We start from the raw sequence: 19574 nt of genomic DNA, 5'->3' as shown, positions 1-19574 counted from the left end.
GAAAGGCGATCAACGAACGGTCGAGCCTGGGCTGGCTTGGACATGTGTGACTCCGTTTACTAATTTATTGTTTTTATTTTTCAGACGCATCCGGGCGCCTGCTTTATACGTACCCTTTGGTCGGGCCGTATCGCGATGCTAAACGACCAACCTTTCACAAACCTTTCAGCTGGCTTTCGATTCGCCATTCCAGGGATATGAGTCGTTTCTGTGCTTCACAGCTGGCGGTCTGTCTGTAAACTCCGCTGCCACACACACTGACAATAACCGTGACTATCGGGAGACGGCGATGCGTGTTCTTCTCGTGGAAGATCATCTGCAATTGGCTGAAAGTGTCGCGCAGGCGCTCAAGGCAGCGGGTTTGACCGTTGATGTGCTGCACGATGGCGTAGCCGCCGATCTGGCGCTGAGCAGCGAGGAGTATGCCGTTGCCATTCTCGATGTCGGGCTGCCGCGCATGGACGGTTTTGAAGTTCTTGCCCGCTTGCGGGCACGCAGTAAAAACCTCCCGGTGCTGATGCTGACAGCTCGCAGCGACGTCAAGGATCGGGTTCATGGCCTGAATCTGGGCGCCGACGACTATCTGGCCAAACCGTTCGAACTCTCCGAACTCGAGGCCAGGGTCAAGGCCTTGCTGCGTCGCAGCGTGCTGGGCGGCGAACGACAGCAGCGTTGCGGAGTGTTGGTCTACGATCTGGACACGCGGCGTTTCACGCTGAGCGACGAACTACTGACTCTGACCTCTCGCGAGCAGGCAGTGCTGGAAGCGCTGATCGCACGACCTGGCAGGGTAATGAGTAAAGAGCAAGTGGCGGCGCAGGTGTTCGGCCTGGATGAAGAAGCCAGCCCTGACGCAATCGAAATTTATATTCATCGGCTGCGCAAGAAGCTCGATGGGCACTCTGTGGCCATCGTGACTTTCCGCGGCTTGGGGTATTTGCTTGAAAGCCGCGATGATTAACGACAGCCTGCGTTGGCGGCTGCTGTGGAATCTGGCGTTGCTGCTGGTGGTGCTGATGCTGGCCAGCGGCATGAGCGCTTACTGGAACGGTCGCGAAGTGGCCGATACCGCCTATGATCGTACGCTGCTGGCCTCGGCCCGTACCATCGCGGCGGGGTTGACCCAGCGTGACGGAACCCTGAGCGCCGACATCCCGTATGTGGCGCTGGACACCTTTGCCTACGACAGCGAAGGGCGCATCTACTATCAGGTAAACGACATTCACCAGAAGCTGATTTCGGGTTACGAAAACCTGCCGTCGCCGCCCCCCGGCACCCTGCGCACCGATGATTATCCGGCCCTGGCCAAGTTTTATAACGGCATCTATCAGGGCCAGGACGTGCGGGTGGTCAGCCTTCTCAAGCCAGTGACCGACCCGGGCATGAACGGCACTGCCGAAATCCGCGTCGCAGAAACCCAGGAAGCGCGCAAGAACATGGCGCGCAGTCTGATGGCCGACACTTTGTTGCGTCTGGGCATGCTGGGTGGCGGTGCGCTGTTGCTGGTCTGGTTTACGGTCAGCGCGGCATTGCGTCCTCTGGAGCGATTGCGCACTGCGGTCGAAGAGCGCCAGCCGGACGATCTGCGCTCGCTGCCCATGGTTGAAGTGCAGCACGAACTGCGCCCGCTGGTGGGCGCGCTCAATCACTTTACCGAACGATTACGCGTGCAATTCGAGCGGCAGGCGCAGTTCATTGCCGACGCCGCGCATGAGTTGCGCACACCTCTGGCGGCCCTGAAAGCGCGGGTCGAGCTTGGCCTGCGCGAGCGTGACCCGCAACAATGGCGTAACACATTGGAGTCGGCTGCACTCGGCACAGATCGACTCACGCACCTGGCTAATCAACTGTTGTCGTTGGCACGCATTGAAAACGGTGCCAGAGCAATTGCCGAAGGCGGGGCACAGCAGTTGGACCTCAGCCAGTTGGCCCGGGAGCTGGGCATGGCGATGGCGCCGCTGGCTCACTCGCGCGGTGTCGCACTGGCGCTGGAGGCGGACGAGCCGGTCTGGCTGCGGGGCGAGCCGACCTTGTTGAACGAGTTGCTGAGCAACCTGATAGACAACGCCCTGGCCCATACGCCACATGGCGGCAATGTGGTGCTGAGGGTTTATGCGCCCGGTGTGCTTGAGGTCGAAGATGACGGGGCCGGCATCCCGGCTGATGAACGTGAGCGGGTGTTCGAACGTTTTTACCGTCGCGGCCAGCAGGGCAGCGGCGCGGGGCTTGGTCTTGCCATCGTGGGAGAGATCTGCCGCGCGCATCTGGCCAGAATCACATTGCATGACGGTGCCGAGCGGGGGCTCAAGGTACGCGTCAGTTTTGCCCTGTCCTGAGGCGGACAAGGTCAGTAAAGCATGCTCTTGGCTTCGTCCATCTGCGCATCCAGCAAATCACCGGCCCTGGCAAGCCCTAGCTGGCTGAAGGCCGGCAGATCGGTCATTTCGATTAGGCTGAAGGGGTGCTCGGTGTTCTTGTGGATGTGTACTGTCGCGACCTGGACCAGGTCTGTGTAGTCCGGTGTTCTGGAGATGCGTGAGAAATTCTGGAATTGGCCCGGCACGCATGACAGTGGCTCGGGAAAGTCCCATGAGCGCAACAGGCGCTCGCCAATGACCGGATGAATGCTGTCGATTACGTGGTTGAGGCTGATCGGATCAGACAGCAGCTCGTAATGGTCTTCAGCGTAAGTCAGGATCGGCAGAATGCCGATCAGGTGAATCAGCCCGGCGAGCGTCGCCTGATCGGGTTTGAGCTGGGTATAGCGCTGGCACAGGGTGTAACTGATGCCGGCGACCTGCAGGCTTTGCTTCCAGATGTCACGCATCTTCTGCTCGATCACAGGTGATTTGGCGTGGAACATCTGCTCGACGACCAGGCCGATGGCCAGGTTACAGGTGTAGTTGACGCCAAGACGCCGTATCGCCGTGTTGACGTCGCTGACTTCGAAATTCGGGCGCAGCAGGGGGCTGTTCGCGACCTTTATCAGGCGCGCAGAAAGTGCTGTGTCGCTGCCGATGACTTTGCTCAGGGCCGAAATACTGATTTCAGTGTCTTCGGCGGCGAGGCGAATCTTCAGTGCTACTTCCGGCAGGGTAGGCAGAAACAAGGCATCTCTGTCGATGGCCTTGATCAAGTTCCTCTGCACCTCGTCAGCCATCTTGCTCATGTTGCTTCTCGCAGCCGTTGGGGGTGTCCAGCGTTGTTCACGCGCCCCGGAGGGCGCCGGCGTGCACGCTGGATCGCTCTAAAGACAGTAGGAACCTGAATGTGTTCGTCGGGCTCAGCGCAGAGTTTCGAGTCTGCTGTCCAGCTGGTAGGGCAGGTCGCTCATTTGCAATGCTGCACCCTCGGGCGAGCCGAGGTGTATGCGACCGTTTTCGGCAGCGTCGCCCTGCAACACAGCGAGCAGTTCTACTGCCTGACCAGCCTGCGCAGCAATGACGACATTGCCCACGGCGCTGGCATGCACAGGGGAAAACACTGCTGTACCGGGCTCCGGGACCTGATCGCCCTGCAGGGTCAGTCGGTAAAGCCTGCGCTTGAGTTTGCCGAGGTATTGCATGCGCGCCACGATTTCCTGACCGGTATAGCAGCCTTTCTTGAAGCTGACACCGCCGACCGCCTGCAGGTTGATCATCTGCGGGATGAACTCTTCGCGGGTGCTGCCGAACACCTGACCGATGCCGGCGCGTACCTGACCCAGCAGCCAGTCGTTCAGCGGGCCCTCTGCCAGCTGTGAAGCCAGTCGCGATCTGATGTCGTCGGCCTGTTCGGCACGCACCCAGAGTTCTGCGCGGGCAGGGGAGACGCGAATCGCGAGCATGTCCTGGCTTCGTAAGACCGCATCGGTCTCCTGAGGCAGATCCAGGCCAAGGCTGACCAGTGCGCCATCCCCGTCCTGCAGACCAAAGCGCACCCAGGCTGAGCTTTCATCCGTCAGTTTCGATTTGGAGAACACTGCGTATTTGCGCAGGTCCAGCAATTGCGCCTCGATCAGTTCGCTGGCCATTGCCAGCAGGCAACCGTCGCCGTCGAAGACGATGCGAAAACTCGACTGCATCCGGCCTTTTTGCGTGCAGCGCGCACCGAGGCTGGACCTGTCTTCATTCAGGTAATTGAGGTTGCACGTCAACTGCCCCTGAAGAAACTTGCCGGCATCCACGCCGCGAACGGCGAGAACGCCCTCATGGGATAGCGTGCAGAAAAAAGCTGTGTGGGCCATGGTCATCGCAGATTGGGAAAAAAGTCCGGGGACACATCATAGTGCCGAGTCGAGGTTATGCATACGGGTACATGAAAACTGCTGCGACCATTGCGATATTCGCGTGACTGTCTTGCGGCTGTATACTTGCGGCCTACTTTGAGGAGCGCTCCATGGTCGAAGACGTTGAACTCAACCGCCTTTACTGGCACAGCCGCCGTGGCATGCTTGAACTGGATGTGCTGCTGGTGCCATTTGTCCGCGAGGTCTACCCGCATCTGAACGACGTGGATCGCGATCTTTATCGTCGTCTGCTGACCTGTGAGGATCAGGACATGTTCGGCTGGTTCATGCAGCGCGCCGAGTCCGAGGACGCTGAATTGCAGCGTATGGTTCGCATGATTCTGGACCGTGTTCAGCCTGAATGATTACTTCGAGTGTCACTGGCAGGCGTCGCGCCTGCTGCTGACCGCTTATCTTGCTGTTCAGGTGTTGGCGCTGAGCGCCCTGTTGTGGCTGGACATCGACTGGTGGCTTGTCATGGCAGGGGTGCTGATGTGTATGGCGCATGCAGCATGGTCGCTGCCCAGGTCAGTTCTGTTCAGCCACCCTACAGCGTTCCGTGCGCTGAGGCGTGATCAACAGGGCTGGCATTTGTGGAGCGAGCGTAGCGGCTGGCAGCCAGTGCAGTTATGCCCAGACAGCCTGGCGCTGCCGCCGGTGGTGGTATTGCGCTTTCGCTTGATCGTCAACGGCAGGCCATCCCGATCGATAAAAAGCTGTTGCATACCGGGTGACGCGCTGAGCTCCGACATTCATCGACGCCTGCGCATACGCCTGAAATTCAGCCGGCGTAAGTGGGCGGCACCAGAATAGTGTCCAGCGCTTCGGGCAGCAGGTCAGGGTAGTCCAGCGTGTAATGCAGGCCGCGGCTCTCTTTGCGCTGCATGGCCGAGCGGATCATCAGTTCGGCGACCTGAGCCAGGTTGCGCAGCTCGATCAGGTCGCGGCTGACTTTGTAGTTGCTATAGAACTCGACCGTATGAGGCTAAACCCAATGGATATAGGGGTTTCAGCCGGTGACCATCAACCAGCACTCCCAAACTGGGACAAACCTGTTACAAACTGCCCTCGCCAAGCCTTACCACTATCGCCGGTCTGGTCGCTATTACCTTCGCCTTCGCCCTCAAGGCACCGCTAAGGGCTTCTTCACGCTATCGCTTAGGACCACCGATAAGGCCACCGCTATGACCATCTCCAAGGACATCCTCACGACCCTCAAGGCGTACCACTTCGATAACTCTGAGGCCACTTGGCCCGAACTCCGTGAGCGCCTCATAGACATCGCTGAGTCCTGCCTGACAATGGCCCATGGCGATAGCTCGCTGGTCGCCTACGAGATGATAAACGATGAGCACCATGAGGCTCTCCGTGAGGCGAGCGCCAAGATGCCTTTGAGCGTCAACCAGCAACGCGCAGTTGGTAAGGCACTGGATATCGTCGAGGCCGCTCAAGAGCGCTTGAAGGGGAGGCCAGGAAAGCTGGTAGGGATCGTTAGGGACCTGAAGGCTGAGGCTTGTGGCACGTCTGTGGCCCTGTCTCCGTCCCTATCTGTATTACCTTCTGAAGCATCCAAGCCATTGACCTTCAAGGGGCTCTCAGGGCTCTACATGGACGAACTCAAGGACAATGTTCAAGCCAGCACCATGAGGGACGTGAAGTCTACCTGTGAGGCCATTGGGGCCATCCTTGGGGAGTTGGACCTCAAAACCCACACACGGGATGACATGAAGAATCTCAGGGCAAAGCTCCTTGAGAATCGCAAGCCGTCCACCGTTAGGAAGATCCTGACCCGGCTATCCACGGTCATGGATTGGGGCGTAAATAACGACTACCTCGCCAAGGCTCTTACAGATGGTCTCAAGCCAACTAAAGGCGCTGAAAGCTCCCGTGAGGCTTTCTCTCAGGACCAAGTAAAGGCCCTAATGGCGCACGCTAAGGCCCTTCCAGTAGACGCATGGCAACGCTGGGCGTTGTCTCTTGGAGTCATCACGGGGGCCCGCATTGAAGAACTCAGGCAGTTGACCAAGGCTGACATTAAACAGGTTGCTGGTGTCTGGGTGATCGACATCAATAGGGACGATGGCAAGACAGCCAAGACCAAGAATGCTTTAAGGGTCATCCCGTTGACCGATGGAGCCTATGGGTTTGATCTTCAGGCGTTCCTTGAGTTTGTCGATAAGGCTGACTCTCGGTTGTTTACGCTGGGCACTGGTCAGTTCTCTGGGGTTCTCAATGGCATGCTCAGGGGCGTCTTGGACCTGGAGGCTGATAGGACCCAGACCTTCCATTCATTGCGTCACTCGTTGGCGGGCGCTTTGAAAGCCGCTGAGGTGCCTGTGGGGACCGCTGAGTCGATCTTGGGGCACGCCTCAGGTTCGATTAGCTACGACCTGTACGGGGCCGGTAATGGGGTACAGGTCGCAAGGATGGCTGAGGCGTTGAAGACAGCCCTGCTATAAGCCATTGGACGACCGCTCAAATCTGAGTAGTCCTAACCAGACGATGACTATGAGCAGCAGGGAGATTGCTGAGTTGACCGGCAAGCAGCCGCACCATGTGAAGCGAGACATTGAGAGGATGTTCAGTGAGCTACAGGAAGATGTATCCAAAACTGGATGTATCTATTTGGACAGCATGAATAGGTCACAGACTGAGTATCTACTGGATCGACACCACACCGAATGTCTCCTCACTGGCTACAGCGCCAAGATGCGTATGGCCGTGATCAAGCGGTGGCACGAACTGGAGGGGGGTGTTCACAATGCAAATTCTGCATTATCAAACGTTCAATCTCACGGGGCCATCATTGAGTCCCTCTCAGGTCTCCAAACAGAGGTTAAGATTCTGAAGGAAATGATCCGGTCCATCATCGCGGGCCCTGGTGTTGTACGTGAGGTCACTGAACTCAGTTTTGAGTCCAGCTATAAGGACTCAACCGGGCGTTCCTACGTGGATTCTACTTCGCTCGCAGGGATGTAGTCTTGCAGAATGAGCGTAGGAGCCTTTTATTTCCATGCAAAAAAGATGGTCTTTCGTTTTGGTCACGAAAATCGACCTCCTAAAATCGCCGTGGTGATGCGTTCGGCACCTGTCCATGCGTTGATATGGCCTGCGCTGTCGTCCGAGTTGACGCATCTGGCGAGCTTGCAAAAACCCTCACTTAGTAACGCTGAAAGTTCGCTGTCGTAAAAACCCTCACTGTTGCAACCAACAACAGGAGGACTACTCATGACAAGTTTCAACCCAGCGCAATCAGAAGCGATCACCGCAACCGCCAAGCGTGGCCGAGGCCGCCCCACCAAAGTTATCGCCAATCCCTTCGAGGGCTTCATTGGGCCGACCACTAACTACGGTCAGTACCCGTATTTCGCATCGGACATCATTGAGGGCATCGCAAGGTTGGACTGGCATGATCGAGCAATTAGCGTGGGCGGTTCATCAAAGCCGTTATCCGTGAAGCATCTTTTCGGAATCCTCGCGCAGCTTCCAGAGATAACCGCGACATCCGTTGGCGACTTCTTGAGCATCGGTATTCGGCAAGCCCAGCGGTATGTGAAAGCCGTTGAACTGGCAATGCCATATCTGATGAAGTCAAGGCCCAAGTGCCTCGCCTTCGAGATGGACAACGGGGAGATCCTACCAATGCGGCGCAACGACTGGACTGACACGCTCACCGCGCCAGACTCCGAGACGCTCGCGAAGCTGCACTACGACATCCGAGATCTTGGGGCTGATTAAACGCCGCATACTTAAAAAGAACTCAACGAGGCCACAAGGGCCAACGGCATCGACCAGTTAATCGACCAGTTCTGAGGAGGAGGGGTAATTAATAATTACAACCCCTTCTTTTCATTTATCTCTAAGAAATCTTTAAGGAGGACTCACATGAACACCTATCCAGCAAACGAATTGCTTAAAGAACATGACCTGATTGCTTTGTCTCGGGTCTTCCCACCAGCCTCAAGGGGTCAATTGATCATTGTAAAGAATCTACTCACCGATTATAGAGCAAACTTCAGAAGCTATGAAAACGGAATGGTCTCCTTTGATATCGACGCTCTGGTTCGTGAAGCATCCTTAAAGGGCTCTTACAAGACTGGCGAAAGGATCATTGAGCTGGTCTCGGCTGGACTCAATCTACAGGCGCTCGCAAAGACGCCTTTGAGAATCCCAATGGTCGGTAAAGAGCCAATTTCGATCAGGCTTTGAAGTATCAGTCAAGGTGTCGTTTAAAACCCCTCACTATTGGGACAGACACCGAATCCAATAAAAATATTCTCTATCCCGGCTACAGTGACCGTCGCCACGGTTGTCCATAAAGATGCCCTCTCAGGTTTCGCCATTTCCTGTTAGATCATCTGCAATAACCCAAACCCCAGAATCTATTAGTCAGCTTTAGTTGAGGCCTCGTGGTCTTCTCTCCTTGGCCGTCTGGTCGTGTGCCTCAATGGCGCTAAGGCTGACTAATGGATCAACTCATAGGAGATCCAAACAAATGAAAATCACAATCACAGAAGTCTTGAAGAATGAAGTAACTGTGTCAGGGCAAGTCCTGAACCGTGAGTACGTAGAAAACATCATGCTGCCTATGTTGGTCGCTCAATGCGGCACCGTTAAGAGTCGCCAATTCGAGATCGTCCAAGTGTTTGATGAGGCCGGTCTTTCGCTCAAAGCGATTCCTGATGTTGCCCGCGAGTACCACGGAGACAAAGCCGCAAAGGCATCTGAGCGAGCGCGTCAACAACGTGAAGCCGATGCCCATGCCGAGCGCTGCCGTGAGTGGACGCCCCGTGAACTGGCTCAGGCCAAAGCTGACAAGGAAGCCCGTGCCGCTGCCATTCGTGAGCAAGGTGCCCGTGTCCGTGCGGCATCCCGTGGTAACTCCGGCTGGTAAACCAAGACCGAACTTCAATCATCTAATTCAGGAGAAAATTCTATGAAACCTAATCAGTACGTAGCACCGCATGTAGACACCGTTAAATGGAATATCAACGCCATTGACGATAACAATGCATCAATCCACTTCAGCACTTCCGATGTACGAGCAGAGACACTTACAAGCACTGATCCATCGGTCTATGTACAAGCCCTTGTGGAAGCCGCTGAGGACTTATTGAATGGCGATGAGTGGCGCGAGGCTGCTATGGAAAGAACGCCCTGCGAGTTCCGTCCTGCGGGCTCTGAGGCTACCGGTCAACAAGTTATCACTATGGCTGATCGCTCCGTTAAGTTCGATCCTCGCAAGAACTGGGATAACCAAACCATTAGCAAGGGCGAAGTATCGGCCGGGTCGATCATCTTTACGGAACCTACCGATTCAGCTCTGGTTATTAGTCATCGCGTGACGATCCTCGACCACAACTTGATTGCTGGTTTTACCGAAGCATCAATGGCTCAAACTGCTGACAAGATCTTGCGTGACATTGAGTTAAGTGCAGCGGGTAAAATCGCTGGCATTCTTTCGACCGCTGCAAGTACCGAGGTTTTCTCTGAAGTTAAGCCAACGGGCAAGCCTGTAGAAATTGCTGAAGATCTTATTGACCTCCTGACGATGCACATCAATCAGACCGTGGGCACCTCTTTGTCTGACTTCGTGGTGTTGCTGCCTGTGTCGATGGTGGCTGTACTTGAGCGTGCTGCCCAGCGTGCTGGTGTGGGTGAAATCGAGAACCTTATTGGCGCGTCTGTGCAGCCTTACAGCGGTACTGACTACGGTTTGTTCTTGCTGCCCAAGATGTTCACCTCTCTGAGCTACCGTGAGAACCGTGAGGGCGACATCTGGAAAATCCTTGCGACCCGCAACGGCAATGCCCAAGCCTGGGACATCGAGATTATGACTGTCGTGGACATCGTGGCGAACGGCAAGGTCAAGGTGAAGCTGACCGAAGATGGTCTTCAAACTGAAACTGTAGCGTTCCCGATGATCACCAACGTGAAGCTGTTCACTCCGGTGTCGGGCGTATCCCTTAAGGTCTCCTCTAAGGACCTCGCCGTGGGTGCTTCATACTCAAACGCTGCCACTGTGTCCCCTGCAAATGCCACCAATCAGAGCATCACATGGGCCACATCCGATGCCTCAGTCGCAACGGTATCCCCAACGGGTTCTGTAAAGGGTCTCAAAGTGGGCAAGGCGACAATCAAGGTAACGACTGCTGAGGGTGGTTTCTCGGCCTCCTACACAGTGAATGTAACTGCCGCTGCTTAACAACGTTTGAAAGATGACCCGTAAGACCGGCCCGAGAGGGACCGGCAGGGTCAGCTCAAAGGTGAGCTAACGTCAGTAACTGGTTTAATGCCCTCAAATCTGGGGCCATTGAATTTGCAGATTATCAACCCGACCAACTTCAAGGCCCGACCGCCTGGGGTGCTGGTCATTCAATCACAGACTCTTTTGGCTTGAACCTTATGGAACCTTGACGATTGCCCGGTGGGGCGTCTGTGGGTCTTCAGGGAGGTCGGCCATAGGGTTCAAACCAAAAGGATCACACGACCATGACAATCAACATCAAACACAAGCACGCTTCCCACGTCATCATCATCGAAGGCCAAGCCTTCAAGGCAAACGACTCCGGTATGTGGGACCTCACTGACATCTGGCAGACCCTTAAGCTCCCCAAGGGAAAAGCACCGGGCCAATGGCGAACCCGAGAAGCTGAACGCCTTTTGACAATGCAGAATTTGCATTCTGAAAGGGCAGCCAAAGAGAACCGGCTTCATGCGACCAAACGAGCAACCCTTGAGTACGCTGGCTGGGTCTCCCCCGAATTCAAGGACGTTGTCTATGACGCCTTCGAGGCCATCCTTGAGATGCCAGAGGTTGCCTTACTGGTGGCCGACAAGATGCGCAGTATGGGTAATGACCATAGTGCCGCCATCCTTGAGCGTCATGTCTTCAATGACCGCTGTGACTGGAACGCCCTCAAGGGATTCAAAAAGGCTCCTAAGCGACCTCTGAGTCCCGCCCAGAGAGAGCAACAGAAGTACCTACGCCAAGCTAAGGCCCACGAGAAGGCAAACCCAATCCGTTAACCGATACCTCAAGGAGAACCTCATGGACACGCTACAGGCTGCCTACTGGGTCTGCGTAGCTGTTCATGTGGCCTTCTGGCTGTATGGGAAACTCAAGGTCCCTCAATGAAAATCTGATAGAAAAATCTGAATGACCACCTTTCACATGCATCCCAGCGGTTACCCCCGTAGGCCCTCGCGCAGGTCGTTAGCTGCTCGCCAGCTCATAGCCGCACGGTGCGGTAAGGACCCCAGGGCTGGGACAAATATGGCCCAAAGCTGTTACAAACGGGGCCTTAGGTGCTACTCTTGGGGCTCCTAACGTGCCTCATTTGTCGGGTGTAAGGATCGTATCCTTCGCCTCTGGCAGCATCTCTGGATAGTCCAGCGTGTAGTGCAGACCCCGAGATTCCTTGCGTTCCATGGCAGACCTGATCATCAGTTCCGCTACCTGAGCAAGGTTCCTCAGTTCAATCAGGTCGCGGCTGACTTTGTAGTTGCTATAGAACTCGTCAATCTCGTCCAGCAGCAATCGCACGCGGTGCTGAGCGCGTTGCAGACGTTTGTTGGTGCGCACGATACCGACGTAATCCCACATGAAGCGCCGCAATTCATCCCAGTTGTGGGCAATGATCACGTCTTCGTCCGAGTCGGTGACCTGGCTTGCGTCCCAGGCTGGCAGGTCGGTTGGCATGCGCACATCAGCCAGTTGCTTCTCGATGTCCGTCGCCGCCGATCTGGCATAGACGAAGCATTCCAGCAGTGAGTTGCTGGCCATGCGGTTGGCACCGTGCAGGCCGGTGAAACTGGTCTCGCCGATAGCGTACAGGCCTGGCACATCGGTGTGCCCGTTGCTGTCGACCATCACGCCGCCACAGGTGTAATGCGCTGCCGGGACGACTGGGATCGGCTGGCGAGTGATGTCGATGGAAAACTCCAGGCAGCGCTCGTAGACGGTCGGGAAGTGCGATTTGATGAATGCTTCCGGCTTGTGACTGATGTCCAGATAGACGCAATCGATGCCCAGCCGCTTCATTTCGTGATCGATTGCCCGGGCAACGATGTCGCGAGGGGCGAGTTCTGCGCGCTCGTCGAATTGCGGCATGAAACGCTCGCCGTTGGGCAGCTTGAGGTACGCGCCTTCACCGCGCAGCGCTTCGGTGATCAAAAAGCTCTTGGCCTGCGGGTGATACAGGCAGGTCGGGTGGAACTGATTGAACTCAAGGTTTGCCACCCTGCAACCGGAGCGCCAGGCCATCGCAATGCCGTCGCCGCACGCGCAGTCCGGGTTGCTGGTGTACAGGTAGACCTTGGCGGCGCCTCCCGAAGCCAGAATGGTAAAGCGCGCACCATAAGTATCCACTTCGCCGCTGTTGCGATCCAGAACATAGGCCCCCAGGCAACGCTGGCCTTCGAGCCCAAGGCGGCGTTCGGTGATCAGATCAATCGCGGCGCGTTGCTCCAGCAGCTCGATATTGGGTCGCTTGCGTGCCTGTTTGAGCAGCGTCCGGAAAATCGCCGCTCCTGTAGCGTCTGCAGCGTGGATGATTCGGCGGTGGCTATGGCCGCCTTCACGCGTCAGGTGAAACTCAAAGCTGCTTTCATCGGCCTTTGCTTTGTCGCCGCGGGTGAACGGGACGCCCTGATCGATCAGCCATTGAATCGCTTCGCGGCTGTGCTCGACCGTAAAACGAACAGCGTCCTCGTCGCACAGGCCGCCGCCGGCATTCAGCGTGTCTTCAACGTGGGACTGCACTGTATCTGTGTCATCCAGCACCGCCGCCACTCCACCCTGCGCCCAGAAGGTCGAGCCATTGGACAGATCTCCTTTGCTCAGAACTGCAATCCGCAGGTGGTCGGGGAGGTTCAGCGCCAGGCTCAATCCGGCAGCGCCACTGCCAATTACCAGTACGTCGTGCTGAAAATATCGACTCATCTATGAATTCTGCCCTTGGCGGCTACTAGTATAAGTATGGGTGTAACGGCACAATAGCCGCGCCTACATGGCAATGTGAGACCACGGCGGGTCCGGATTGTGCTCCAGTCCTGAGCGTCCTGCATATTGTTTTCCCTTTGATTCGTCACTGGACATGCGCCAGTGCATTGATTTCAGGGCGTTTCGTACAATGTGCTGCTCACCCCTGCAATTGTGTATATGGAACTTTCTCATGAGAACCAGACTCAATAGCAGGTTGCCTATAAAGGAACAGCGTCGTTTTGCAGGGTTAGATAAGTGATCATCAACTGCGAGCCGACGACAAGATTATTCGCGCAGCCGACTTTGTCGCGCTGCGTTTTTCGTGCAGGCGTTTATGATGGTCTGCAGGAAACTTGCTGGAAGGGGGAGAACTTTTGCGAAAAGCCCGAGTCTATGTTTGCGAGCCTGAGAAATATCAGTTGCAACGCTCCTTCAAGCTTAACGAGGAGTGTTCATGCTAACCCAGGAAGAGGATCAGCAGCTTGTCGAGCGGGTACAAGCCGGCGACACGCGAGCATTTGATCTGTTGGTGTTGAAATATCAGCACAAAATTCTAGGGTTGATCGTGCGGTTTGTGCACGACACCCATGAGGCTCAGGATGTTGCGCAAGAGGCTTTTATAAAGGCTTATCGGGCGCTCGGAAACTTTCGCGGTGACAGTGCTTTTTACACATGGCTGTATCGCATTGCCATTAATACGGCGAAAAACTATCTGGTGTCGAGAGGTCGTCGTCCACCGGATAGCGATGTCAGGTCTGAAGACGCGGAGTTCTACGATGGCGATCATGGCCTCAAGGACATCGAGTCGCCGGAGCGCGCATTGCTAAGGGATGAGATCGAGGGCACCGTCCATCGGACCATCCAGCTTCTCCCGGAAGATTTACGTACCGCACTAACTTTACGTGAATTCGATGGTCTGAGTTATGAAGACATTGCGAGCGTCATGCAGTGTCCAGTTGGTACCGTGCGCTCTCGGATCTTTCGCGCTCGGGAAGCCATCGATAAAGCCCTGCAGCCGTTGTTGCAGGAATCCTGAGACAGCGGCGATAGCCCAAGAGAGGAACCCGCCATGAGTCGTGAAGCCCTGCAGGAATCGCTGTCCGCGGTATTGGATAACGAAGCGGACGAACTGGAATTACGTCGGGTATTAAATGCCATTGACGATGCCGACATTCGCGCCACCTGGTCGCGTTATCAGGTTGCCCGCGCAGCCATGCACAAAGAGCTGTTGCTCCCTCATCTGGATATTTCGGCTGCTGTGTCTGCCGCTATCGCCGATGAAGTCAGCCCGCTGAAGGTTGCACGTGGTCCTTGGCGTACGCTGGGTCGCCTGGCTGTAGCAGCATCGGTTACCGTTGCCGTTCTGGCTGGTGTCCGCCTGTACAACCAGGACGACATTGCAGGGGCGCAACTTGCTCAGCAGACTCAGCAGCCTGCCAACCTGTCGGTCCCGCAAGTCAAGGGTCCTGCAGTTCTGGCCGGTTACACTGAAAGTGCCGAGCAAGCACCTGGTCCGATGGCCAATGGTGTACTGCAGGGCGCTGGCGAAGCCGATCAGCGTTTGCCGGGTTACCTGCGTCAGCATGCACAGGAAGCTGCGCTGAAAGGCACTGAAAGCGCGCTGCCATATGCCCGCGCTGCGAGCCTGGAAAACCGTTAAGGAGGATCATGCGAGCCGTCCCTCTGCTGCCGCTACTATTTGGTGGATGGCTTGCCCTTCCGGTACACGCTGATGATGCGCAAGACGCAATCAATCGTCTTGCCAGGGTTGACCAGCAACAAAGCTATCAGGGCACGTTCGTCTACGAACGTAACGGTAGTTTTTCTACGCACCGGATCTGGCACCGCATAGCGGATGGCAAGGTTCAGGAGCGTTTGCTGCAACTCGATGGCTCTGCTCAAGAAGTGGTACGTGTTGGCGGGCTTACTCAGTGCGTCAGCGGTACGCTTGAAGCGGGTGTGGTCAACCCGCCAGTTTCTACCTCACGCGCGTTTGATGTCAAAAGACTTTCTGCCTGGTACGACATGAAAATAGTCGGCAAATCCAGAGTGGCGGGTCGCCAGACGACAATCGTTGCAGTAACGCCCAAAGATCAGCACCGATACGGCCTCGAGCTGCATCTGGATAACGAAACCGGGCTCTTGCTCAAATCACTCTTATTGAGCGAACGAGGGCAACTGCTTGAGCGTTTCCAGTTCACCGACCTCGATACAGCCAGTGTTTTGACCGAGCAGGCGCTCAATGCCAGCGCCGATTGCAAAGCCGTATCTGCTCCGAAAGCCAAGCCTGAGCCTACTACCAGCCCTGTGGCCTGGCATTCTGACTGGCTGCCGCCAGGTTTTGAGTTAAGCAGTAGCGGTGTCCGCAAGGACGGCGCAAGCCAGTCACCAGTGACTCGTCTGACGTATGGCGATGGCCTGGCGAGCTTCTCGGTGTTCATTGAAGCGGTGAAAGGCAGTTCTTCGTCGGATATTCGCACTCAGCTAGGCCCTACCGTGGCAGTCTCACGTCGTCTCACTACGCCTCAGGGCGACATGATGATGACGGTCGTCGGAGAAGTGCCGATGGGTACCGCCGAGCGTATTGCGCTGTCGATGCGCGGTGATGAAGAGTCAGCAAAGAAATAGACTTGAAGCAGCCCGGTCGCGGGATGTAAAAGTTTTCATCTTCGGTTCAATGAGCCGCCAGACCGCAGTCAAACTGGCCTTGCGCGAGATACTGAAATGTTTGGTGAGGTTTGCGAGTTGCAAAAAATCCGATTTTTTTCTATAGGTCACAGCCTCGCAGCTCTGGCCTTTGTCGTTCGTGGGCCCTATATCTGACTCTGGAATGAGCGTTACTGCTCAAGGTTGCTGAGTCAGTTGCTCTGTACTGCTTAATTTGCTCGTTACCAACGGGAGCCGTATGTCGATACCACGCATGAAGTCTTATTTCTCATTGATTGCCGCCGTGCTGATGCTCGGTCAGGTCGCCACGGCTCAGGCCGAGAACCTGCCGGACTTTACCGGTCTGGTCGAACAGGCATCGCCTGCAGTGGTGAATATCAGTACTCGTCAGAAATTGCCGGACCGCGCCGTTGCCAATCAGCAGATGCCTGATCTGGAAGGCTTGCCGCCAGTGCTGCGCGAGTTTCTCGAACGCAGCATGCCGCCGGGTTCCCGCCCGCCGGGAGTGGGGAAGGGGGATCGCCAGCGTGAGGCTCAATCGCTGGGTTCGGGGTTCATCATCTCCCCTGATGGCTATGTTCTGACCAACAACCACGTGATCGATGGCGCCGATGAGATTCTGGTGCGCCTGTCCGATCGCAGCGAGCTGAAAGCCAAGCTGGTGGGCACCGATCCGCGTACCGACGTTGCGGTCCTGAAAATCGAGGGCAAAGACCTGCCGACTGCCAAGCTGGGCAACTCGAACACGCTCAAAGTGGGCGAGTGGGTGCTCGCGATAGGTTCGCCGTTCGGTTTCGACCATTCGGTGACCAAAGGTATCGTCAGCGCCAAGGGTCGCAGTCTGCCAAACGATACTTATGTGCCTTTCATTCAGACCGACGTGGCGATCAATCCGGGTAACTCGGGTGGTCCGCTGTTCAACATGGCTGGCGAAGTGGTCGGGATCAACTCGCAGATATTCACTCGCTCCGGCGGCTTCATGGGGCTGTCTTTCGCCATTCCGATCGATGTCGCGATGGATGTGGCCAACCAGCTCAAGGCCAGTGGCAAAGTCAGCCGTGGCTGGCTGGGCGTAGTCATTCAGGAAGTGAACAAGGACCTCGCTGAATCGTTCGGTCTGGACAAGCCTGCCGGCGCACTGGTTGCACAGGTGCTTGAAGATGGCCCGGCTGCCAAGGGTGGCTTGCAGGTAGGCGACGTTATTCTCAGCGCCAACGGCCAGCCAGTCATCATGTCGGCTGACCTGCCGCACTTGATCGGCAATCTCAAGGACGGCAGCAAGGCCGAGCTTGAAGTGATTCGCGACGGCAAGCGTCAAAAGCTGACGGTGACCGTGGGCGCGCTGCCTGATGAGGGTCAGGAGATGGGTGACATCCCGGGCTCCGGTGCCGAGCGCAGCAGCAATCGTCTGGGTGTTTCGGTGATCGAACTGACCGCCGAGCAGAAAAAAAACCTGGACATCAAAGGTGGCGTGGCAATCAAGGAAGTCACTGGCGGTCCGGCGTCCCTGATCGGCTTGCAGCCGGGTGACGTGATCACTCACCTGAACAATCAGGCGATCATGTCCAGCAAGCAATTTACCGATGTGGCGAAAAGCCTGCCCAAGGATCGCTCGGTGTCGATGCGCGTCCTGCGTCAGGGTCGTGCGACCTTCATCACCTTCAAACTGTCCGAGTAACGGGCTGATGTGACCGGGAAGGGTGGCTGCGGCCACCCTTTTTTGTGGCTGATTGTTTGCACTGCCCCGATCCGGGTGCCTGCGAGCGTGACGCCTCTTGCTTAGTTCAGGTACAATTCCCGGCTATTTTTCGGCGGGCAATCTGCCTGCAACCTTTTTGAGTGTTGATCCGTGAGTGATTTGAGTCATATCCGCAATTTCTCCATCATCGCCCACATTGACCATGGCAAGTCGACGCTGGCCGACCGCTTCATTCAAATGTGCGGCGGCTTGTCCGAGCGCGAAATGGAAGCCCAGGTGCTCGACTCCATGGATCTCGAGCGTGAGCGCGGGATCACCATCAAGGCCCATAGCGTTACGTTGTACTACAAGGCCAAAGACGGAATCACCTACCAGCTGAACTTCATCGACACCCCGGGGCACGTGGACTTCACCTATGAAGTCAGCCGTTCTCTCGCCGCGTGCGAAGGTGCATTGCTGGTGGTCGATGCCGGTCAGGGCGTTGAAGCCCAATCGGTCGCCAACTGCTACACCGCCATCGAGCAGGGCCTTGAGGTCATGCCGGTGCTGAACAAGATGGATTTGCCCCAGGCTGACCCGGACCGCGTCAAGGAAGAAATCGAAAAGATCATCGGCATTGATGCCACCGATGCCGTGGCGTGCAGCGCCAAGAGCGGCATGGGCGTGGATGAGGTGCTCGAGCGTCTGGTAGCGACCATTCCGCCACCGACCGGCAACATCGAAGATCCGCTGCAGGCGTTGATCATCGACTCGTGGTTCGACAACTACCTGGGCGTTGTGTCGCTGGTGCGTGTGCGTCATGGCCGCGTACGCAAGGGTGACAAGATCCTCGTCAAATCCACCGGCAAGATGCATCTGGTCGACAGCGTCGGGGTGTTCAACCCCAAGCACACGGCAACCGTTGATCTGAAAGCCGGTGAAGTAGGCTTCATCATTGCAGGCATCAAGGACATTCACGGCGCGCCTGTCGGCGATACCCTGACCCTCAGCACCACGCCTGATGTGGACATGCTGCCCGGCTTCAAACGTATTCAGCCGCAAGTCTACGCGGGCCTGTTTCCGGTCAGTTCGGACGATTTCGAAGACTTCCGCGAGGCGCTGCAAAAGCTTACGCTGAACGATTCTTCGCTGCAGTATCTGCCTGAAAGCTCGGACGCACTGGGCTTCGGCTTCCGTTGCGGCTTCCTGGGCATGCTCCATATGGAGATCATCCAGGAGCGTCTGGAGCGCGAGTACAACCTCGACCTGATCACCACCGCACCCACCGTTATCTTCGAGTTGCTGCTGAAGACCGGCGAGACAGTCTACGTCGACAACCCGTCGAAGCTGCCGGACCTGTCGGCCATCGAAGACATGCGCGAACCCATCGTTCGGGCAAATATTCTTGTGCCGCAGGAGCACCTGGGCAACGTCATTACGTTGTGCATCGAAAAGCGCGGCGTTCAGCATGACATGCTGTTCCTCGGCACTCAGGTTCAGGTGAGCTACGATTTGCCAATGAACGAAGTCGTTCTCGACTTCTTCGATCGTCTCAAGTCTGTCAGCCGCGGTTATGCTTCCCTGGATTATCATTTTGATCGTTACCAGTCGGCTAACCTGGTCAAGCTCGATGTGCTGATCAACGCCGAGAAGGTCGATGCACTGGCGCTGATCGTTCACCGTGACAACGCGCACTACAAAGGACGTGCGTTGACCGAGAAGATGAAAGAGCTGATCCCTCGACAGATGTTCGACGTGGCAATTCAGGCCGCCATTGGCGGTCAGATCGTGGCCCGGACTACCGTCAAGGCGCTTAGAAAGAACGTATTGGCCAAATGCTACGGCGGTGACGTCAGCCGCAAGCGTAAATTGCTGGAAAAGCAAAAGGCCGGTAAGAAACGCATGAAGCAGGTCGGCAACGTGGAAATTCCACAGGAAGCCTTCCTTGCCGTGCTGAGGTTGGAATAGTCAGGTCC

The 19574-nt window shown here is 56.3% G+C and carries 19 protein-coding genes and 1 pseudogene; 16 read left to right on the top strand and 4 right to left on the bottom strand.

All coding sequences use genetic code 11. The annotated features are described in order from the left end of the window. Window positions 1-289: 289 nt before the first annotated feature. Window positions 290-961, top strand: a complete 672-nt coding sequence (locus I9H09_RS18710) for a response regulator (RefSeq protein WP_005889222.1) — start codon at window positions 290-292, stop codon at window positions 959-961. Then, window positions 954-2336 carry a sensor histidine kinase gene (locus I9H09_RS18705; protein ID WP_005889224.1) on the top strand — a complete coding sequence of 461 codons (1383 nt, stop codon included), beginning with the start codon at window positions 954-956 and terminating at the stop codon, window positions 2334-2336. Before I9H09_RS18710 ends, I9H09_RS18705 begins: the two co-directional genes overlap by 8 nt. Before the next feature lie 11 nt (window positions 2337-2347). Here the strand turns inward: I9H09_RS18705 and I9H09_RS18700 are convergent, their stop codons facing one another. Together I9H09_RS18700 and ygfZ are read right to left on the bottom strand one after the other, a co-directional pair. After that, the gene (locus tag I9H09_RS18700) at window positions 2348-3169 is read right to left on the bottom strand and encodes an HDOD domain-containing protein (protein ID WP_005889227.1); all 822 of its coding nucleotides are present in this window, start codon (window positions 3167-3169) and stop codon (window positions 2348-2350) included. A gap of 114 nt (window positions 3170-3283) precedes the next feature. Further along, window positions 3284-4225, bottom strand: a complete 942-nt coding sequence (gene ygfZ / locus I9H09_RS18695) for a CAF17-like 4Fe-4S cluster assembly/insertion protein YgfZ (protein ID WP_183130699.1) — start codon at window positions 4223-4225, stop codon at window positions 3284-3286. A 152-nt stretch (window positions 4226-4377) separates the two neighbouring features. On the opposite strand from ygfZ, the gene I9H09_RS18690 reads away from it, so the two are divergent. Further along, window positions 4378-4632, top strand: coding sequence for an FAD assembly factor SdhE (locus I9H09_RS18690; RefSeq protein WP_005889231.1), 255 nt, complete (start codon window positions 4378-4380; stop codon window positions 4630-4632). Beyond that, window positions 4616-5080: a protein YgfX gene (locus I9H09_RS18685; RefSeq protein ID WP_122323861.1), complete on the top strand. Its 465-nt coding sequence runs from the start codon at window positions 4616-4618 to the stop codon at window positions 5078-5080. The genes I9H09_RS18690 and I9H09_RS18685 overlap by 17 nt, the downstream gene beginning before the upstream one ends. Here I9H09_RS18685 and I9H09_RS18680 read toward each other — a convergent pair. After that, window positions 5049-5240: pseudogene (locus I9H09_RS18680) on the bottom strand (L-aspartate oxidase); the annotation flags it as partial. The gene I9H09_RS18685 and the pseudogene I9H09_RS18680 sit on opposite strands and share 32 nt — an antisense overlap. Before the next feature lie 43 nt (window positions 5241-5283). Here I9H09_RS18680 and I9H09_RS18675 point away from each other — a divergent pair. The 7 genes from I9H09_RS18675 to I9H09_RS18645 all read left to right on the top strand — a co-directional run bounded on the left by I9H09_RS18675 (window position 5284) and on the right by I9H09_RS18645 (window position 11296). Continuing rightward, on the top strand, window positions 5284-6726 hold the full coding sequence (locus I9H09_RS18675) for a site-specific integrase (protein ID WP_329610866.1): 1443 nt from the start codon (window positions 5284-5286) through the stop codon (window positions 6724-6726). A 43-nt stretch (window positions 6727-6769) separates the two neighbouring features. Then, window positions 6770-7246 (top strand): Rha family transcriptional regulator, encoded by a 477-nt coding sequence (locus I9H09_RS18670; RefSeq protein ID WP_329610865.1) that lies wholly within the window; start codon window positions 6770-6772, stop codon window positions 7244-7246. Window positions 7247-7495: 249 nt separating this feature from the next. Next, entirely contained in the window at window positions 7496-8005 is a 510-nt protein-coding gene (locus I9H09_RS18665) for a hypothetical protein (protein ID WP_236502221.1), read from the top strand. Between the two features lie 147 nt (window positions 8006-8152). Beyond that, complete coding sequence (locus I9H09_RS18660) at window positions 8153-8476, top strand: hypothetical protein (protein ID WP_122357918.1); 324 nt, start codon at window positions 8153-8155, stop codon at window positions 8474-8476. A 286-nt stretch (window positions 8477-8762) separates the two neighbouring features. After that, window positions 8763-9161, top strand: a complete 399-nt coding sequence (locus I9H09_RS18655; RefSeq protein ID WP_122357917.1) for a hypothetical protein — start codon at window positions 8763-8765, stop codon at window positions 9159-9161. Window positions 9162-9203: 42 nt separating this feature from the next. After that, window positions 9204-10472 carry an Ig-like domain-containing protein gene (locus I9H09_RS18650; RefSeq protein WP_236502220.1) on the top strand — a complete coding sequence of 423 codons (1269 nt, stop codon included), beginning with the start codon at window positions 9204-9206 and terminating at the stop codon, window positions 10470-10472. A 287-nt stretch (window positions 10473-10759) separates the two neighbouring features. Further along, window positions 10760-11296 carry a hypothetical protein gene (locus I9H09_RS18645; protein ID WP_050587164.1) on the top strand — a complete coding sequence of 179 codons (537 nt, stop codon included), beginning with the start codon at window positions 10760-10762 and terminating at the stop codon, window positions 11294-11296. A 307-nt stretch (window positions 11297-11603) separates the two neighbouring features. Here the strand turns inward: I9H09_RS18645 and nadB are convergent, their stop codons facing one another. After that, window positions 11604-13211, bottom strand: coding sequence for an L-aspartate oxidase (gene nadB / locus I9H09_RS18640; protein ID WP_236502219.1), 1608 nt, complete (start codon window positions 13209-13211; stop codon window positions 11604-11606). Window positions 13212-13707: 496 nt separating this feature from the next. On the opposite strand from nadB, the gene rpoE reads away from it, so the two are divergent. The 5 genes from rpoE to lepA all read left to right on the top strand — a co-directional run bounded on the left by rpoE (window position 13708) and on the right by lepA (window position 19566). Continuing rightward, on the top strand, window positions 13708-14289 hold the full coding sequence (rpoE, locus tag I9H09_RS18635; RefSeq protein WP_005889236.1) for an RNA polymerase sigma factor RpoE/AlgU: 582 nt from the start codon (window positions 13708-13710) through the stop codon (window positions 14287-14289). Between the two features lie 33 nt (window positions 14290-14322). After that, window positions 14323-14913, top strand: a complete 591-nt coding sequence (locus I9H09_RS18630; protein ID WP_236502218.1) for an anti sigma-E factor RseA C-terminal domain-containing protein — start codon at window positions 14323-14325, stop codon at window positions 14911-14913. 8 nt (window positions 14914-14921) lie between these two features. Beyond that, complete coding sequence (locus tag I9H09_RS18625; protein ID WP_024671683.1) at window positions 14922-15881, top strand: MucB/RseB C-terminal domain-containing protein; 960 nt, start codon at window positions 14922-14924, stop codon at window positions 15879-15881. Window positions 15882-16173: 292 nt separating this feature from the next. Further along, window positions 16174-17598 (top strand): DegQ family serine endoprotease, encoded by a 1425-nt coding sequence (locus I9H09_RS18620; protein ID WP_235661329.1) that lies wholly within the window; start codon window positions 16174-16176, stop codon window positions 17596-17598. A gap of 171 nt (window positions 17599-17769) precedes the next feature. Further along, the gene (gene lepA / locus I9H09_RS18615; protein WP_024671681.1) at window positions 17770-19566 is read left to right on the top strand and encodes a translation elongation factor 4; all 1797 of its coding nucleotides are present in this window, start codon (window positions 17770-17772) and stop codon (window positions 19564-19566) included. Window positions 19567-19574: the final 8 nt, after the last annotated feature.

It is taken from the genome of Pseudomonas tremae, assembly GCF_023278125.1.
Taxonomy (GTDB): Bacteria; Pseudomonadota; Gammaproteobacteria; order Pseudomonadales; family Pseudomonadaceae; genus Aquipseudomonas; species Aquipseudomonas tremae.
Note: the sequence above shows the minus strand (reverse complement) of the source record. Positions and strands in the feature narration are given on the sequence as shown.

What these genes read in the sequence shown, in the direction of transcription:
- I9H09_RS18700 (WP_005889227.1), bottom strand. Translation starts at nt 3,169, where the DNA reads ATGAGCAAGATGGCTGACGAGGTGCAGAGGAACTTGATCAAGGCCATC.
- I9H09_RS18650 (WP_236502220.1), top strand. Translation starts at nt 9,204, where the DNA reads ATGAAACCTAATCAGTACGTAGCACCGCATGTAGACACCGTTAAATGG.
- nadB (WP_236502219.1), bottom strand. Translation starts at nt 13,211, where the DNA reads ATGAGTCGATATTTTCAGCACGACGTACTGGTAATTGGCAGTGGCGCT.
- I9H09_RS18665 (WP_236502221.1), top strand. Translation starts at nt 7,496, where the DNA reads ATGACAAGTTTCAACCCAGCGCAATCAGAAGCGATCACCGCAACCGCC.
- I9H09_RS18670 (WP_329610865.1), top strand. Translation starts at nt 6,770, where the DNA reads ATGACTATGAGCAGCAGGGAGATTGCTGAGTTGACCGGCAAGCAGCCG.
- I9H09_RS18645 (WP_050587164.1), top strand. Translation starts at nt 10,760, where the DNA reads ATGACAATCAACATCAAACACAAGCACGCTTCCCACGTCATCATCATC.
- I9H09_RS18630 (WP_236502218.1), top strand. Translation starts at nt 14,323, where the DNA reads ATGAGTCGTGAAGCCCTGCAGGAATCGCTGTCCGCGGTATTGGATAAC.
- I9H09_RS18620 (WP_235661329.1), top strand. Translation starts at nt 16,174, where the DNA reads ATGAAGTCTTATTTCTCATTGATTGCCGCCGTGCTGATGCTCGGTCAG.
- I9H09_RS18660 (WP_122357918.1), top strand. Translation starts at nt 8,153, where the DNA reads ATGAACACCTATCCAGCAAACGAATTGCTTAAAGAACATGACCTGATT.
- rpoE (WP_005889236.1), top strand. Translation starts at nt 13,708, where the DNA reads ATGCTAACCCAGGAAGAGGATCAGCAGCTTGTCGAGCGGGTACAAGCC.
- I9H09_RS18655 (WP_122357917.1), top strand. Translation starts at nt 8,763, where the DNA reads ATGAAAATCACAATCACAGAAGTCTTGAAGAATGAAGTAACTGTGTCA.
- I9H09_RS18625 (WP_024671683.1), top strand. Translation starts at nt 14,922, where the DNA reads ATGCGAGCCGTCCCTCTGCTGCCGCTACTATTTGGTGGATGGCTTGCC.
- I9H09_RS18705 (WP_005889224.1), top strand. Translation starts at nt 954, where the DNA reads ATGATTAACGACAGCCTGCGTTGGCGGCTGCTGTGGAATCTGGCGTTG.
- I9H09_RS18710 (WP_005889222.1), top strand. Translation starts at nt 290, where the DNA reads ATGCGTGTTCTTCTCGTGGAAGATCATCTGCAATTGGCTGAAAGTGTC.
- ygfZ (WP_183130699.1), bottom strand. Translation starts at nt 4,225, where the DNA reads ATGGCCCACACAGCTTTTTTCTGCACGCTATCCCATGAGGGCGTTCTC.
- I9H09_RS18690 (WP_005889231.1), top strand. Translation starts at nt 4,378, where the DNA reads ATGGTCGAAGACGTTGAACTCAACCGCCTTTACTGGCACAGCCGCCGT.